The organism is Alistipes sp. An66 (assembly GCF_002161445.1).
Classification (GTDB): domain Bacteria; phylum Bacteroidota; class Bacteroidia; order Bacteroidales; family Rikenellaceae; genus Alistipes; species Alistipes cottocaccae.
In genome coordinates, this window is sequence record NZ_NFHT01000001.1 from 12,068 (window position 1) to 28,473 (window position 16,406).

The following is a 16,406-nucleotide window of genomic DNA, read 5'->3' on the forward strand; positions in this document are numbered from 1 at the left end:
TTTCGCTTTTCCGAAAAGACTCCGGACATGCAGGACAATTTAGTTATCGTCGAGTCCCCGGCCAAGGCCAAGACCATCGAAAAGTTCCTCGGCAAGGACTACGTCGTCAAATCGAGCTTCGGACACATCCGCGACCTCGCCAAGAAGGATCTCGGCATCAATATCGAACAGGGGTTCAAACCCGTCTACGAAATCCCCGCCGACAAGAAAAAGGTCGTCGACGAACTCGCCAAACTCGCCAAATCCAAAACCGTATGGCTCGCCTCCGATGAAGACCGCGAAGGAGAAGCCATCGCATGGCACCTCACCGAAGTGTTGGGGCTCCCCGTCGACCGGACCAAGCGGATCGTATTCCACGAAATCACCAAACGCGCCATCCTCGAGGCCATCGAGAAACCCCGGACCGTCAACATGGACCTCGTCAATGCCCAGCAGGCCCGGCGCATCCTCGACCGCCTGGTCGGATTCGAACTCTCGCCCGTGCTCTGGAAAAAGGTCAAACCCGCGCTCTCCGCAGGCCGCGTGCAGTCGGTCGCCGTACGGCTGATCGTCGAGCGCGAACGCGAAATCATCGCCTTCCGTTCGACCCCCTACTTCCGCGTCGTGGCGCAGTTCCATCCCGCCGGAGACCCCGAGAAGACGCTCTTCAAGGCCGAGCTCCCGACCCGCTTCGACACCGCCGGGGAGGCCGAGGCCTTCCTCAACGCCTGCATCGGCGCGACGTTCACCGTCGCCAAAGCCGAGGAGAAGCCCGCACAGCGCTATCCCGCACCGCCGTTCACCACCTCCACGCTCCAACAGGAGGCCGGTCGAAAACTCGGCATGTCCGTATCGCGGACCATGTCCGTCGCCCAGCACCTTTACGAACAGGGTTTGATCACCTACATGCGTACCGACTCGGTGAACCTCTCGCAGCAGGCCCTGGCCCAGTGCAAGGAGGAGATCATCAAGCTCTACGGCGAGAAGTACTCCCGGTGGTACAACTACAAGACCAAAACCAAAGGGGCACAGGAGGCGCACGAAGCCATCCGCCCGTCGTACATCGAGCGGCAGGAGATCGACGGAACACCCGAGGAGAAGCGGCTCTATGACCTGATCTGGAAGCGTACCGTCGCATCGCAGATGGTCTGCGCCGAACTCGACCGCACGACCATCACCATCGACATGTCCGGATCCGCCCACCAGTTCGTCGCACAGGGCGAGGTGATCCGCTTCGACGGGTTCCTGCGTCTCTACTCCGAATCCACGGACGACGACCAGGCCGCCGAAAGCGGCGAAGGCCGGCTTCCGAAGCTTGCGGCCGGAGACCGTCTGACGCCGGTGCAGATCGCCGCCACGGAGCGCTTCACCTCGGCGCCGGCCCGCTACAACGAGGCCTCGCTGGTCAAACGGCTCGAAGAGCTCGGCATCGGACGCCCGTCGACCTACGCCCCCACGATCTCCACGATCATCAACCGCGGCTATGTCGTCAAGCAGAATCGCGACGGGCAGAAGCGCGCATACGCCCAGCTGACCCTCAAAAACGGAAAAATCGCCCGCGAAAACCTCTCGGAGAGCTACGGCAAGGAGAAGAGCCGTCTCTCGCCGACCGACATCGGCATGGTCGTCAACGACTACCTCGAAGCGCAGTTCGGACCGATCATCGACTACAACTTCACGGCCAACGTCGAGAAGGAGTTCGACCGCATCGCCGAGGGCGAAATCACCTGGGAGAAGATGATCGAATCCTTCTACGGACCCTTCCACGAGATGGTCAACGCCGCCATCACGACCCAGAGCTCGAAACCCCGCGAGGTGCGCATCCTGGGCAATGACCCCAGAACGGGCCGCACGGTCAAGGCCCGAATCGGCCGTTACGGCCCGATGGTCGAGATCGAGGCCCCCGAAGGCGAGAAGAGCCGCTTCGCGTCGCTCAAAAAGGGCCAGCTCATCGAGTCGATCACCCTCGAGGAGGCCCTCGAACTCTTCGCCCTGCCCCGCGAGGTCGGGGAGCTGGACGGCGAGAAACTCGTCGTCGGACTCGGAAAGTACGGTCCCTATGTCCGCTACGGAAAGTCGTTCGCCTCGCTGCCCAAGGGCGACGACCCCTACACGCTGACGCATGACCGCGCCGTGGAGATCATCCGCGAGCACCAGGCTGCGGCCGCCGCGGCCAACACCCCGCTGAAAAGTTTCCCGGAGGATCCCGACATGCTCGTGAAGAACGGACGATACGGCGCATACATCGCCTACAAGGGCAAGAACTACCGCATCCCCAAAGGATCGAAGCCCGAAGAGCTGACCCTCGAAGCGTGTCTGAAAATCGTCGCAGGAGCCAAAAAGTAAGCCTCATACCGAAAACCAACCCAATACCCACGCACACGATGAAAAACCTGATCCTCTCCGCACTGGCTCTCTGGATCGCCCTCGGAGCCGCGGCACAGAATCCCGACTCCACACAGGGGTATCGCTTCACCGACGGCAAGATCATCCGCACGACTCCGGTCAAGAACCAGAACCGCAGCGGCACCTGCTGGTGCTACTCCACGATGACGATGCTCGAAAGCGAGATCCTCCGAGCCGGAGGCCCCGAAATGCACCTCTCCGAAATGTGGATCGTCCGCCATTCCTTCATGGACAAGGCCGTGAAGTACGTCCGCCTGCACGGCGAACTCAATTTCGCCGAGGGAGGCGCCTCGCACGACGTCACCGAAGGGATCAAACAATACGGAATCGTGCCGTTCGAGGTATATCCCGGACTCAACTACGGAACCGACAAGCCCGATTTCCACGAACTGTCCGCCGTGCTGAAAGCCTACCTCGACGCCGTAATCGACGCCTCGAAGGGAAACAGACCCCTTTCGACCGCCTGGAAACGCGGATTCGACGCCATCCTCGACACCTATTTCGGACCCTGTCCCGAAACCTTCACCTATGAAGGCCGGGAGTACACCCCCAAGAGCTTCGCCGAATCGCTGCCCATCGACATGGACGACTACGTCGACCTCTCCTCCTTCTCGCACCACCCCTTCTACGCTCCCTTCATCATCGAGGTCCCCGACAACTGGATGTGGGCTTCGGTCTGGAACCTCCCACTGGACGAAATGATGCAGACCATCGACTACGCCCTCGAAAACGGATACACCGTCGCCTGGGGTACGGACGTCAGCGAAAAGGGATTCAGCCGCACGAAAGCCATCGGCATCATCCCCGAGGCCGATCTCGAAAGCATGAGCGGAACCGAAGCCGAAAAGTGGGGAAAACTCACCGCGCGCGAAAAGGAAGCTGCCCTCTACAAGTTCGACAAACCCGGAAAGGAGCGCAAAATCGACCAGCAGATGCGTCAGACGGCCTTCGACAACTACGAGACCACGGACGACCACGGAATGGTCATCGTCGGTACGGCCACCGACCAGATCGGAAACCGTTACTACAAGGTCCAGAACTCCTGGGACGTCATGCCGCCCTACGACGGATTCTGCTACTTCTCCCGTCCGTTCGTCGAGTACAAGACCATGTCCATTATGGTCAACCGCAACGCCATACCCAAGGAGATCCGTAAAAAGTTCGGTTGGAAATAGAACGGCGTGCGAAAAACCCATACGAAAACAGCCCGACTCTTGCGAGCCGGGCTGCTTCCCGTTTTATTGAAGTTTCTGTTTTAAGTCGTTTTAAATGGGAGATTTACATCTCACGATACTTGATGCTCTCTCCCAACATAATCAGAGCGGTACGGAGCCACTCTCCAATCTTCGCCTTCATAGCAACTAATTATTAAAATATTTTACCATTTAAGACGAAGCAAAGGTAATCGTCCGGGAGCAATCTTCCAAACATTTTATTAATATTTTTTATAAAATATATAAAATTTTTGAGAAATGCCTCATGGCTCGATCTCGACGCCCAACAGACGAGCCAACTCAACCACCTGCAAAGCGCTTATTTTCAATCCCTTCAATTCAAACGACCCGATCTCGCGGACCCGGAGGCCGTGAATTTCGGAGTCGGCCAAAGAGAGTCCGCACAGGCGGGTTCCGAAGAATTCGGACTGCGAAAGGTCACACGACGTGAATTCCGTCTGTTCGAAGCGGCAGTCGCTGAACGAGGCGCCGTTCAGCCGGGAGGCGGCAAAACGCGCCGCTCGAAAGCGCGAAAAGGAGAGGTTGAGATACTCGCCCTTGCAGCGTTCGACCGTCAGGTGGCGGGCGGTCGTTTCGGCAAAATTGGCCCCGGAGAGCCGACAATCCACAAACCGGACCCGATGGAGACTGCATCCCGAAAAGTCGGCATTCGAAAGGTCGCAGTTCCGGAAGAGCACGTCCGAGCATTGCACGTGAGAAAGCTGCGCACCGGCCAGAGAACACCCCGAAAAGCGGGAGGAGCGGATCGAGAGGTGTTCGCAGCAGAGGCCCGAGAAGTCGGCAGCCCGGAATGCGGCATCGTCCACCTCCCCGGAGCGAAACAGCAGCGCAGGATCGCTCGGTTGTACAGGTTCCGGAGGCAGCTGCGGGGCTGCAATCTCCACGGGACGGGAGTTTCGGTTCTTCGGGGAGGCCGGGATCATGGCTTGCTGCGGATCAAAGGATATACACCACCAGAAAATCTCCGTCGCAGCAGGCCGAAAGGCGGAGAGGCGCTTCATCCCCGATCCGCCCCCCGATCGTCCACGTGCACGGAGAGGGGTCGGAACTCGGGCGAACAGATACGATCCGCAAATCGCGGAGCAGGTCCAGATTCCGCCGCCCGGCGTATTTGTAGAGCGTCTCCTTGGCGCACCAGACCAGCCCCGGCCATCGCGGATCGGAGCAGAGCGACGCCTCGTCCGGGGTCAGAAACCGCGCGGCAACCCGGCTGAAATCCCGGTCGGCACGCTCGATATCCACGGCGCAACGATTCGGCGAGAGACAGACCGCCAGACACCCCGGACAATGCGATACGGAGACAAAGGCCTCCCCGTCGGGAAGAATCGGAGCTCCCAGTCCGTTGTATGCGATCCGGGTATCGCGTCCCAACTCCCGGCGGACGATCGCCCGCCACGTCAGGAACTCACGGCGGCGCCGCTCGCTCCGGAACGCCGCAGCCTGCGCAACTTCTTCGTCCGTCGTCCAGAACGAAGTCTCATCCTCCGGCTTCGGGGACTCGATGCACAGCCGCGGCGAAATCATGGCAGGTCGACCCGGATTTTGTCGATCCGGTGCCCCTCCATCTCCTGTACCGTGAAGCGCAGATCGTGCGCCGTAAACGTATCGCCCTTGCGCGGAAAGTCCCGTTTGAGTTCCAGCATCAGGCCCGCAAGCGTCTCGGCTTCGCCCTTCACGTCCGAAAAGGTTCCCTCGTCCAGATTCAGGATCCGTTCGAAATCCCCGAGGTGCGTCTTCCCCTCGAAGATATACCGTTTCGCGTCGACCCGCGTATAGAACTGCTCCTCGTTGTCGCTCTCGTCCGAAATTTCGCCCACGATCTCCTCGATGATGTCCTCCAACGACACCAGCCCCAACGTCGAGCCGTATTCATCGACCACGATCGCCATGTGCACCTTGTTCGTCTGGAAATCCGCCAGCAGGTCGTTGATCTTCTTGTGCTCCGGGACAAAGTAGGGCTTGCGCATCAGCTGCTGCCAGCCGAAATCCGGACCGTTGTTGATATAGGGAAGCAGGTCCTTCACGTAGAGCGTCCCCCGGATATTGTCCATGTCCTCCTCGTAGACCGGAATTCGCGAAAAACCCGAGTCGATGATCGTCCGCTTCACGTGGTCGTAATCCGCCGTGATGTCGAGCGCCGTCATGTCCACGCGCGGCTTCATGATCTCCTGAACCTCCGTATTCACGAAATTTACAATCCCCGAAAGCATCACGTGCTCCTCCGGACTCGTATTCTGCGTCATGTCGACCGCATCGGCCAGGTCGTCGAGCGAGATCTCGCTCTTGTGCGCCGCCTTCTCGCTGATGCGGCTGCTCGTCCGCACCAGAATGTACGACAACGGGTAGAAAATCCACCGCAGGATCAGCAGCGGACGCGCCACCAGCAGCGCAAAACGGACCGGAATCGTCTGTGCCAGCACCTTCGGCATGATCTCCCCGAAGAGCAGCAGCAGGAACGTCACCAGCACCGTCTTGAACAGAAACTCGAAACGCAGGAACGTAAACAGCGAATCGATGATCCCCGCCGTGAGGATCACGATGCAGATGTTCACCAGATTGTTGATCACCAGAATCGTCGCCAGCAGCAGATCGACATCCGTCAACAGCCGCAAAACCGCTGCGGCACGTCCGCCGCGACTCTCCTGCAAATGCCGGATGTCATTGTGCGACAGCGAAAAAAACGAAGTCTCCGCGCCCGATACCAGCGCCGAAATGCACAACATGCAGAGCGTCACCGCGCACAGCACGATGATATGAGGCGTAAAGCCGTGGAATGCAATCCAGGAATAAGTCTCTTCCAAATCGAAAAGTATTGGTTAGTCGAACAGCGATCCGCCCTTCGGCTCCTCGCGCTGCGGAGTCGCCGCCGCATCGTCTTTGAGTACCTCCTTCCGGCCTCCGGAACTCTGCACTACGAATTTCGAATTGCGCGACTGGTAGGCCGGCTTGGCAAGCAGCGCCTCGATATTGCTGTACCGCGTCGGTTTCACGCCCAGCATCACCTGTTCCGGTTGGCGCTGGGCCGGTTTCTGGGTCACCGGCTTGATCGGTTCCAGAACCGGGGCCGCCGGAGCCGTATCCCGCACGGCCGCAGGCTCCACGATCCGCGGCGGGATGATCGTCTTCATGCCCACCGGCTGGGCGTCGCCTTCGAAACCCGTAGCCACCACGACCAGTTCGATCGCATTGCCCAACTGCGGCTTCTCGCTCGTACCCCAGATGATGTTCGCATTGTGGATCACGCCCCGTTCGTCCTGTACGCTCGCGTGGGCCTGGATATATTCCAGAATCCGAACCACCTCCTCGTACATCAGACCGTCGGCATTCGACACCGAAATGTTCAGCAGGATGTTCTTCGCACCCGAAATCAGGTTGTGGTCCAGCAGCGGCGAACGCAGCGATGCTTCGGCAACCGCTTCGGCACGGTTGTCGCCCTCGGCCGTGGCGACGGCCATGTGCGCCCGGCCGCTGTCGCGCATCACCTTCGAGACATCCGCGAAGTCCACGTTCACCAGATCGCTCTCCACCGTGATGATCTCCGCAATGCCTTTGGCCGCCGAGGCCAGAATGTCGTCGGCCTTGCCGAAGGCCTGTTTCAACGAGAGTCGTCCGTAGATTTCGAGGATGTTCTCGTTGTTGATGATCAGCAGCGAATCGGTGTTCTGGCGCAGCTCCTCGATACCGCGGAAGGCCTGTTCGTAGCGGATCTTGCCCTCGACGGCCAGCGGCGAGGTCACGATCGCAACCGTCAGAAGGCCCATCTCCCTGGCGAGTTTCGCAATCACGGGCGAGGCTCCCGTACCGGTGCCGCCGCCCATGCCCGCCGTGATGAAGAGCATCTTCGTCCCCGACTCTTCCAGCGCCTGGCGGATCTCGGGCTGCGTCTCCACCGCCGCACGGCGACCGTTCTCGGGATCATTCCCCGCACCGAGACCCTCCGCGCCGAGGCGGATCTTCTTCTCCACGGGACTCTTGTCCAGCGCCTGCTGGTCGGTATTGCACACCATGAACGTCACGCCCCGGATTCCGAGGTTCCACATGTGGTTCACGGCATTTCCGCCGGCTCCGCCCACGCCCACCACCATGATGATCGAGCCATCCGTGCGCGGAACCTTGATTTCCGACATCAATTCGTCTGTCATATCTGAATTCTCTTTTTATCTCTGTTGTCAAATCCGGCGCCGGGAATCGCATCCCGGCTCCGAAAATCTACTCCCCCTCTCTCTTCCTCTCTTCCTCTCTTCCTCTCTTCCTCTCTCCTCCATTCTCTTCCCCTTCTTGCATCCATCCTCTCTTCGCCCCTTTTCTCTTCGCCTCTTCCCTCTTCGTCCCTCTCTCTTCCCGGCCCCTTCACTCGCCCCCGGGTCAGATCTCCTCGTCCTCGGCGGCCGAGAAGCTCTTGTTGATCTTGTCGAAGGTCTTCTGGAAGATCGAGCCCCAATCGCGTTTGCGACGGGGTTCCGGCTGCTGGCGCGGTTCCTCGGGTTCGGAAACCGAAGCCGGCGACGGCTGTACAGGCTCCGCGGCCGAAGGTTGCGGCGTCTGCGGCTGGACCGGCTGACCCGGCTGGGCCGGCTGCGAAGTGCGCGGCGGCACATGTCGGAACGTATTGGCGGCCGGAGGCGTCGGAACATAGGGCTGACGCGGCTCCGGGACCGGCGTGGCAGCCGGCTGCGGCGCAGCGGCCGTCACCGGGCGTTCAAGCACCGCACAACCGCCGAGTTTCGAGCCGCGGATCAGCAGTCCCACGACCGTCGAGAAGGCCGGATCGGAGACCTTCTCCTTCGACGATTCGGTGATGCCCGACTCCGGAAGCGCAACACGCACGTCCAGTCCCGTCAGGCGGCGGAACAGTTCGTCGAGGTCTTTCAGTTTCGCGGAGCCGCCCGTGAGCACGATGCCGTAGGCGAGTTTCCCCGCGAAGCCCGAATCCTTGATCTCCTGCTGCACGAACTCCACGATGTCCGTGGCCCGGGCTTCGATCACCGTCGCCAGGTTCCGCAGCAGGATGTCCTTCGCCTCGCGCGCCGTGCGTCCGTTCACGCGGATCAGTTTGTCATCGGGCGCCAGTTCGGCCACCGCCGAACCGTATTTCTGTTTCAGGCTCTCGACGTGTTTCTCCGGAACGCTCATCGTCCGGATATCGCGGTTGATCGCCGAGGCGCCCATCGGAATCGAGGCGATGTAGCGCACCACGTTCCGGTAATAGACCGTCACGTCGGTCAGTCCGGCGCCGACGTTCACCACCGCTACGCCCTCCTCCTTCTCGTCGGGCAGAAGTACCGACTCGGGGGTCGCCATCGCGTCCGATACGACGCCCAGCATCCGGATGCCCAGGCGTTTCAACGCCATGTCGAGACGCTGCATCGGCGTCTTCTGGCACAGGATGAAGTTGAACGTCGACGAAAGTTTCTTGCCGAACGACCCCACCGGGTTGCGCACCTCCTGATCGTCGTCGACCATATAGTTCTGCGGAACCCGCTCCATGATCGTCTCGTCGTCCGGGGCCTGCACGTTCCGCATCCGGTCGAAGAGCGCATCGACGTCCTTCTGGTTCACGCCGTTCTGGGGGTCGTAGACGAAAACATGGTCCGTATGGCGGGCGCAGCGCACGAAGTCGCCCGAAATGCCCGCATAGGCCTCCGTAATCCGGATGCCCGACTCCTCCTCGGCAGCCGACACGGCCGCACGGATCGCCTGGCTGACCAGTTCGATATTCTCGATCCGGCCCGCATGAACCCCCTCCTCGACGGGTTTCGAGACGATGCAAACCACGTCAAGCAAACCCTCGGGAGTCTTCTCCCCGACGGCTACGACGACCGACGAGCAACCCAAATCGACCGCTACGGTATAATTCTTCCTTTCCACGATACTATCTTTTACTTCTTGCAGATGACCCGGTCCTTATATCTGATGTCAATGGTGCGATACTCATCCCAACCGATCGTCGACAGTCCGTTGCGATAGAAACGCATCAGCTTGTCGAACTTCCGGTCCACATCCTCCAGGCGCCCGAACAGGATCGTATGGCGACCGCTCCGAGGAACCAACTCCACTTCCAATGCTCCGCTGGAGGTCGTATGAGCGGCGATCTGCACCACCTCCGACCTCCAGAAATCATCATCTTCGACCGTTTCCACAAAGGTAAGGAGTTTCATGAAATCTTCGTAGCTTTTCTCCAACTTTTTTTGCTTCCGACGCTCCGCCTCCTGCTGCTCCTCGATCCGCGCAAGCTCCGCCGCGAGCAGGCGCGACCGATAGCGGTAAACCCGCCGCTGTTCGGCCTTCTGCGCCAACAGCTCCTCGACCCGGCGGTCGAACGCCTCGGCACTCTCCCCGCGCCACCAGCGGCGCTTGATCCGCTTCCGGCGGAATTCCCGATAGGAGCGGTCGTTCGCCTGTTCGCGGCGGTAGACCGGGTATTTCGAACGTTCCAGCTCCTCGATCCGCGCTTCGATCTCCTGCTTCCGCAGATCGATGCAGGCCCGGACATCCCCCACATAATCGGCCGGGAACGGAGGCCGGTAGGAACCCGTGACTACCGGAACGTAAAGCGACGAGGCCCGCGGCGCCGCAAAGACATACCCTCCGGAAGTCACATAGGCGTTGCGCCCGTCGGTCAGCAGCCGCAGAAGCGGCTCCCGGGGCGTGATCCGCACGTGCAGCTCCCCCCGGCCCGAGATGTACGACGCCACGTCGCTCACGAAGCCGTTGCGCGCGATCAGCCGTTCGATGGCCGTCAGATCGACATCCGCAACGGCCGTGCCGATCGTGCCGATGCCGCTCTGCGAAATCCACTGCCGCACCTGGGGCCCCGTCACCAGATAGCCCTGCGACGTGCTGTCGACCACTTCGATATCCAGACTCCGGACCCGCAGCGCCGAGCGCCCGCGACGCACCGAAGCCCCCGCCCACAGCATGTAGACGAAGACCCCCAGCCACAGGAGTGTCAGAATCGTATGGCGCAGATACCGCATCGTCGTTCCGGATCGGGGAAAAGGTCAGCTCTTGCGTTTCAGCACCTCGGCCAGCGCCTCGCAGCAGGCGTCGATGTTCCCCGCCCCGAAGCTGATGACCACGTCCGTATCCATCGCCGCAACCGTTTCGGCCAGCCGGTCGCGGTCGACGATCCGGCACGGAACCGTCACCTGACGGGCGATCAGATCCGACGTCACCCCCTCGATCGGCTCCTCGCGCGCCGGGTAGATCGGCAGCAGCACCACCTCGTCGGCATGCGACAGTGCCTCGGCGAACTCCGTATGGAGATCCCGCGTGCGGGTATAGAGGTGCGGCTGGAACAATGCCGTGATCCGGCGCCCGGGGAACATCTGCCGCACGGAGGTCAGCGTCGCGGCCAGTTCGCGCGGGTGGTGGGCATAGTCGTCCATGTAGACCTGCTTCGGCGTATTGACGTAGAACTCGAAGCGGCGCTTCACCCCCGAGAAGGTCGACAACCCCTCCCGGATCCGCTCCGCATCGGGCTCCTCGCCCCGGCTCTGCGCCGCGCACCAGACCGAAGCCACCGCCGCCACCGAATTCTCGATGTTCACCCATCCCGGAATGCCGAGCGTACACCCCTCGATCACCCCCGAAGGGGTCACCACATCGTAGCGGTAGTGTCCGCCGCCGATCAGTTCGATGTTCCGCGCGTAGAAGTCGCACGGCGTATCGTAGGCGTAGCGGTAGACCGTGATCTCCGCGTTGTCGATCGTCAGGTCGAGCCCCTGCTTGATAATGAGGAAACCGTCGGGGCGGATCTGGCGGATGAACTGCGCGAAGGCCTCCCTGACGGCTTCGTGCGTCCCGTAGATGTCGAGGTGGTCGGCATCGGCCGAAGTCACCACCGCCACATCCGGGTAGAGCCGCAGGAACGAACGGTCGAACTCGTCGGCCTCGACCGCCAGCCGTTTCCCGTCACCCAGCACGAGATTCCCGTCGAAGTTCTTCGAAAGGCCCCCCAGAAAGGCCGAACCGCCGCCCGTCAGCACGCGGTTGAGCCATGCTACGAGGGTCGAGGTCGTCGTCTTGCCGTGCGTGCCCGCCACCGCCATCACGTATTTCCCCTCGGCCAGCAGCCCCAGCATCTGCGAGCGTTTCTCGATGCGGAAGCCGTGTTCGCGGAAGTAGGCATATTCGCCGTGATCCTGCGGAACGGCCGGCGTATAGACCACAACCGTGCGGGCCGGATCGAGGAACTCCGCGGGAATCGACTGCACGTCGTCCTCGTAGTGGATTGCGGCACCCTCGGCCGTCAGCGCGTCGGTCAGCGCCGTGCGCGTGCGGTCGTAACCGGCAACCCGGTATCCTTCATGCAGAAAATAGCGGGCCAGGGCGCTCATGCCAATGCCCCCGATGCCCAGAAAATAGACGCTCTTCCGTTCCATCACTCCATCACGTTTACAAGTTCATTGACAATATCTTCCGCCGCATGGGGCTTGGCCAGCGATTCCAGGTTGCGGCTCATCGCGGCCAGCCCTGCGGGATCCTTCAACAACTCCGTCGCCCGCTTCATGGCCTCCGTCCGGCTCTCCGCATCCGGGATCACCACCGCGGCGCCCCGGGCTTCCAGCGCCCGGGCATTCTTCGTCTGGTGGTCCTCCGCCACGTTCGGCGACGGCACGAACACCACCGGTTTGGCCACCAGGCACAGTTCCGAGACCGTACCGGCCCCGCTGCGCGAAACAACCACATCGGCCGCCGCATAGGCATAGTCCATGCGGTCGATGAAGGCTCCCTGCCAGACGTGCGCCGCGGGGTGTTCGGCCAGGAAGGCCCGCATCTCGCGTTCATAGTACTTGCCCGTCTGCCAGATCACCTGCACCGGGGCCGTGCCCCCCGTATCGAGGATCCACTGCTTCATCATCTCGTTCAGCGACCGCGTGCCGAGCGAACCCCCGACCACCAGAATCGTCGGCAGCGACGACATCAGTCCGTAGTATTCCAGCGCTTCGGCCCGGTCGGCGCCCTCCTTCGAGAAGCGGCCCCGCAGCGGATTGCCCGTCAGCACGATACGATCGGCCGGGAAGAAGCGTTCCATCCCCTCGTAGGCCGTACAGATGCGTTTGGCGCGTTTGCCCAGGATCTTGTTCGTCACCCCGGCATAGGAGTTCTGCTCCTGGATGACGGTCGGCACGCCCATACGCTGGGCCGCCCACAGCACCGGAGCGCTCGCATAGCCGCCGAACCCAACCACCGCATCGGCCCCGAAATCGCGGATGACCCGTTTGGCCATCCGGATGCTTTTCAGCACCTTGAACGGCACCAGCAGGTTGTGCCAGTCGAGCCGCCGTTGCAGCCCCGCGATCGGGAGACCCACGATCCGGTAGCCCAGCGCCGGGACCTTCTCCATCTCCATCTTGCCCTCGGCGCCGACGAAAAGCAGGTCGACGTCATCGCCGAAGCGACGTTTCAGCGCCTCGGCAACCGCCACGGCCGGGTAGATATGGCCCCCCGTGCCGCCGCCCGAAAGAATGATCTTTTTCATATCGTTTTTATTTTCAACCTCTTCTTTATACGGCCGGGGCCTCCATACCCTCCGGCTCCTCCGCTCCCCGGATCAACGGCCCCACGTGCCGCGGTCCAGCGAACGGTAGCCGATCGCCTCGGCAACATCCGCCGCCGCGATCTCCGCACGTCCGGCCAGATCGGCGATCGTCCGAGCCACTTTCAGGATCCGGTCGTAGGCCCGCGCCGAGAGCGACAGCCGCTCCATCGCCCGGGTAAGCAACGTCGAAGAGTCCGCATCCAGCCGACAGCAACTCCGCAGCAGCGAACTCCCCATCATCGAGTTGGTATGCACCCCCTCCACGCCGCGGAACCGCTCGGCCTGCACCTCCCGGGCCCGGATCACCCGTTCGCGGATCGCCGAACTCGGCTCGCCCGGAGCCGCCGATGTCAGCTCCGCAGGTTCGACCGGAATCACCTCTACCTGCAAGTCGATCCGATCCAGCAGCGGACCCGAGATCCGGCCCATGTAGCGATGCACGCTCCCCGGCGAGCAGGTACACTCCTTCGTCGGGTGGTTGTAATAGCCGCACGGGCAGGGGTTCATCGCCGCCACCAGCGTGAAGTTCGCCGGATACTCGACGCTGTACTTCGCCCGCGAAACCACGATCCGTTTCTCTTCCAGCGGCTGCCGGAGCACTTCCAGCACGCTCCGCCCGAATTCGGGCAGTTCGTCGAGGAACAGAACGCCGTTGTGGGCCAGCGAGACTTCGCCCGGGCGCGGCGACTGTCCGCCGCCGATCAGCGCCACCTGCGACGTGAGGTGGTGCGGAGCCCGGAACGGGCGCAGGCTCATCAATCCCCCGGCAAACTCCGTCTTCCCCGCCACGGAGTGGATCTTGGTCGTTTCGAGCGCCTCCTCGCGCGTCAGCGGCGGAAGGATCGTCGGCAGGCGCCGCGCCAGCATCGTCTTCCCCGAGCCCGGGGCGCCGATCATCAGCACGTTGTGTCCGCCCGCCGCCGCGATTTCCAGCGCCCGCTTCACGTGTGTCTGCCCCTTCACGTCGGCGAAATCCTCCGCATAGTGCAGCCGCGAGGGATCGAACGGATCCGCATCGGAGGGAAGCGTCGGCGCGATCGTCCGCTCGCCGTTCAGGTACTCCACGACCTCGCGCAGCGTCCCTGCCCCCACGATCTCGATGCCCGTGACGACGGCCGCCTCGGCGGCGTTCTCCGCCGGAAGCACCACCCGCCGAAGCCCCTCCCGCCGTGCGGCAAGGGCCAGCGGCAGCATCCCCCGGACCGCACGGAGCGACCCGTCGAGCGACAGCTCCCCGACGAACATCGTATCGCCGACCGCCCCAGCGTCGATCCGCCCCATCGCCGCAAGGATCCCCACGGCGATCGGCAGGTCGAAGCCCGCACCCTCCTTGCGGAGATCCGCAGGCGCCAGATTCACCACCACCTTGCGTCCCGACATCCGTTCGCCCGAATTCCCGAACGCCGCACGGATCCGCTGTTCGCTCTCCTTCACGGCATTGTCGGGGAGACCCACCAGATACAAACCCAGACCGCCGCCCGTGATGTCGACCTCGACGGTCACCTTCACGGCGTCGATCCCCAGAAGGGCTCCGGCAAACGTGCGAACGAACATGGCTGTATCGGATTATGCGAACGACAACGGGATGATGCGGCAATCAGAACGGAGCCTCCTCGTCGAGATGCGCCGAGCGGTTCAGGTCGAACTCCCCGCCCTGGGCGCCGCCCAGAGCGCCGCCCCCCATCGGGGCGCCGTTCGAGCCGCTCGCATAGTCGTCGTAGGCCTGCTGGCTCTCCGACGCCTGCGCCGGAGGCAGCATCGAGTCGTCCATGTCCGTAAAACGGGCCTGCTCTTTCAGGAAGCGCAGGTTCACGTCGCACACCGCACCGTTACGGTGCTTCGCCAGAATGATTTCGGCCATGCCCGCCGTGGGCATACCGTTCTCGTCCTGATTGATGCCGTAGTACTCCGGGCGGTGGATGAAGGCCACGATGTCGGCGTCCTGCTCGATGGCCCCCGACTCGCGGAGGTCCGACAGCTGCGGCCGCTTCGAACCGCCGCGCATCTCCGTCGCGCGGCTCAACTGCGACAGCGCGATCACCGGAACGTTCAGCTCCTTGGCGATCGCCTTCAAGGTCCGCGAGATGAAGGCCACCTCCTGCTCGCGGTTGCCCTTCGTATCCTGATTGCCGGTCATCAGCTGCAAGTAGTCGATGATGATGATCTTGATGTCGTTGTGGATCTTCAAACGTCGCGCCTTCGAGCGGAATTCGAAGACCGACAGCGCCGGCGTGTCGTCGATGTAGAGCGGCGCCGCCCCCAGCGGCTTGGTCGCCGATTCCAGATGGCGCCACTGTTCGGGCGTCAGACGTCCCGACTTGACGTCGTTGCCCGAAAGGCCCGTCTCGGCGATGATCAGACGCATCATCAGCTGAACGGCCGACATTTCGAGCGAGAAGAACGCAACGCCCTGTTCGTGGTCCACGGCCATGTTGCGCGCCATCGAGAGCACGAAGGCCGTCTTTCCCATCGAAGGACGCGCCGCCACGATGATCAGGTCCGACAACTGCCAGCCCAGCGTCACGCGGTCCAGCGCCATGAAGCCCGACGGCACGCCGCTGAACGCGCTCGTGTTCTTCGACGCCTCCTCGATCTGCATCAGCGCCCGCGCCAGAATCTCCTTCGACGACTGCACCGACCGCTTCACATGCCCCTCGGCCACCTTGAAGATCTCCCCCTCGGCGAAACCGATCAGCTCCGTCACGTCGGTCGACTCGTCGTACGAGCGTTTCTGAATCTCCGTCGCCGAGCGGATCAGCTCCCGCTGGACGTATTTCTGCGCGATGATCTTGGCATGGAACTCCACGTTCGCCGCCGAGCCCACCTTCTGGGTCAGCTGCGCCAGGTACGACGCCCCGCCCACCTTTTTGAGCTCCTTCCGGGCTTTCAGGCGTTCGGTCACCGTATAGAGGTCGATGGGTTTCAGCTCCATCGACAACTCGTTGATCGCCTTGTAGATCAGCCGGTGCTCCTCCGTGTAGAACGCCTCCGGAGTGACGAACTCCTGTACGGCGATGATGCTGTCCTTTTCGAGCATCAGCGCGCCCAGTACCGCCTCCTCCAGCTCGACGGCCTGCGGCGGCACGTTCCCGGCATTCTCCGTCAGCGCATCGTAAGCCTCGCGGTTGCGCGAATAGGCGCTGCCGCGCGGGGTCGTATTGTTGTATTCCTTTGCCATGAATGTTTCCCTCGGTTCGGACCTCAAAAATACGGATTCGGTCCGACATATCAAAAAGAGCGGC

The 16,406-nt window shown here is 62.1% G+C and carries 13 protein-coding genes; 2 read left to right on the forward strand and 11 right to left on the reverse strand.

Annotated features, from left to right (window positions below; all coding sequences use genetic code 11):
* The first annotated feature begins 27 nt into the window (after positions 1-27).
* Positions 28-2,325: a type I DNA topoisomerase gene (gene topA / locus B5G16_RS00060; RefSeq protein ID WP_087259855.1), complete on the forward strand. Its 2,298-nt coding sequence runs from the start codon at positions 28-30 to the stop codon at positions 2,323-2,325.
* Positions 2,326-2,363: 38 nt separating this feature from the next.
* The gene (locus B5G16_RS00065; protein ID WP_087259857.1) at positions 2,364-3,560 is read left to right on the forward strand and encodes an aminopeptidase C; all 1,197 of its coding nucleotides are present in this window, start codon (positions 2,364-2,366) and stop codon (positions 3,558-3,560) included.
* A gap of 302 nt (positions 3,561-3,862) precedes the next feature.
* Here B5G16_RS00065 and B5G16_RS00070 read toward each other — a convergent pair whose 3' ends face one another.
* From B5G16_RS00070 to dnaB, 11 genes are all read right to left on the reverse strand, one after another.
* Complete coding sequence (locus B5G16_RS00070) at positions 3,863-4,504, reverse strand: pentapeptide repeat-containing protein (RefSeq protein WP_087260483.1); 642 nt, start codon at positions 4,502-4,504, stop codon at positions 3,863-3,865.
* A gap of 52 nt (positions 4,505-4,556) precedes the next feature.
* The gene (locus B5G16_RS00075) at positions 4,557-5,144 is read right to left on the reverse strand and encodes a 4'-phosphopantetheinyl transferase family protein (RefSeq protein ID WP_087259859.1); all 588 of its coding nucleotides are present in this window, start codon (positions 5,142-5,144) and stop codon (positions 4,557-4,559) included.
* A complete protein-coding gene (gldE, locus tag B5G16_RS00080) occupies positions 5,141-6,421 on the reverse strand; it encodes a gliding motility-associated protein GldE (protein ID WP_087259861.1) in 1,281 nt (426 codons plus the stop codon). The genes B5G16_RS00075 and gldE overlap by 4 nt, the downstream gene beginning before the upstream one ends.
* Before the next feature lie 15 nt (positions 6,422-6,436).
* Positions 6,437-7,762 carry a cell division protein FtsZ gene (gene ftsZ / locus B5G16_RS00085; RefSeq protein WP_087259863.1) on the reverse strand — a complete coding sequence of 442 codons (1,326 nt, stop codon included), beginning with the start codon at positions 7,760-7,762 and terminating at the stop codon, positions 6,437-6,439.
* A complete protein-coding gene (locus B5G16_RS12460) occupies positions 7,759-7,974 on the reverse strand; it encodes a hypothetical protein (RefSeq protein WP_143260793.1) in 216 nt (71 codons plus the stop codon). Before B5G16_RS12460 ends, ftsZ begins: the two co-directional genes overlap by 4 nt.
* Positions 7,975-7,985: 11 nt before the next feature.
* On the reverse strand, positions 7,986-9,488 hold the full coding sequence (ftsA, locus tag B5G16_RS00090) for a cell division protein FtsA (RefSeq protein WP_087259865.1): 1,503 nt from the start codon (positions 9,486-9,488) through the stop codon (positions 7,986-7,988).
* Between the two features lie 11 nt (positions 9,489-9,499).
* Positions 9,500-10,597, reverse strand: a complete 1,098-nt coding sequence (locus B5G16_RS00095) for a cell division protein FtsQ/DivIB (RefSeq protein ID WP_087259867.1) — start codon at positions 10,595-10,597, stop codon at positions 9,500-9,502.
* 24 nt (positions 10,598-10,621) lie between these two features.
* Complete coding sequence (gene murC / locus B5G16_RS00100; protein ID WP_087259869.1) at positions 10,622-12,004, reverse strand: UDP-N-acetylmuramate--L-alanine ligase; 1,383 nt, start codon at positions 12,002-12,004, stop codon at positions 10,622-10,624.
* Positions 12,004-13,104: an undecaprenyldiphospho-muramoylpentapeptide beta-N-acetylglucosaminyltransferase gene (gene murG, locus B5G16_RS00105; protein ID WP_087259871.1), complete on the reverse strand. Its 1,101-nt coding sequence runs from the start codon at positions 13,102-13,104 to the stop codon at positions 12,004-12,006. Before murG ends, murC begins: the two co-directional genes overlap by 1 nt.
* Positions 13,105-13,176: 72 nt before the next feature.
* Positions 13,177-14,718 (reverse strand): YifB family Mg chelatase-like AAA ATPase, encoded by a 1,542-nt coding sequence (locus tag B5G16_RS00110; RefSeq protein WP_087259874.1) that lies wholly within the window; start codon positions 14,716-14,718, stop codon positions 13,177-13,179.
* Between the two features lie 43 nt (positions 14,719-14,761).
* A complete protein-coding gene (dnaB, locus tag B5G16_RS00115; protein WP_087259876.1) occupies positions 14,762-16,342 on the reverse strand; it encodes a replicative DNA helicase in 1,581 nt (526 codons plus the stop codon).
* Positions 16,343-16,406: the final 64 nt, after the last annotated feature.

What these genes read in the sequence shown, in the direction of transcription:
- topA (WP_087259855.1), top strand. Translation starts at nt 28, where the DNA reads ATGCAGGACAATTTAGTTATCGTCGAGTCCCCGGCCAAGGCCAAGACC.
- murC (WP_087259869.1), bottom strand. Translation starts at nt 12,004, where the DNA reads ATGGAACGGAAGAGCGTCTATTTTCTGGGCATCGGGGGCATTGGCATG.
- ftsZ (WP_087259863.1), bottom strand. Translation starts at nt 7,762, where the DNA reads ATGACAGACGAATTGATGTCGGAAATCAAGGTTCCGCGCACGGATGGC.
- murG (WP_087259871.1), bottom strand. Translation starts at nt 13,104, where the DNA reads ATGAAAAAGATCATTCTTTCGGGCGGCGGCACGGGGGGCCATATCTAC.
- B5G16_RS00065 (WP_087259857.1), top strand. Translation starts at nt 2,364, where the DNA reads ATGAAAAACCTGATCCTCTCCGCACTGGCTCTCTGGATCGCCCTCGGA.
- B5G16_RS00075 (WP_087259859.1), bottom strand. Translation starts at nt 5,144, where the DNA reads ATGATTTCGCCGCGGCTGTGCATCGAGTCCCCGAAGCCGGAGGATGAG.
- B5G16_RS00095 (WP_087259867.1), bottom strand. Translation starts at nt 10,597, where the DNA reads ATGCGGTATCTGCGCCATACGATTCTGACACTCCTGTGGCTGGGGGTC.
- dnaB (WP_087259876.1), bottom strand. Translation starts at nt 16,342, where the DNA reads ATGGCAAAGGAATACAACAATACGACCCCGCGCGGCAGCGCCTATTCG.
- B5G16_RS00110 (WP_087259874.1), bottom strand. Translation starts at nt 14,718, where the DNA reads ATGTTCGTTCGCACGTTTGCCGGAGCCCTTCTGGGGATCGACGCCGTG.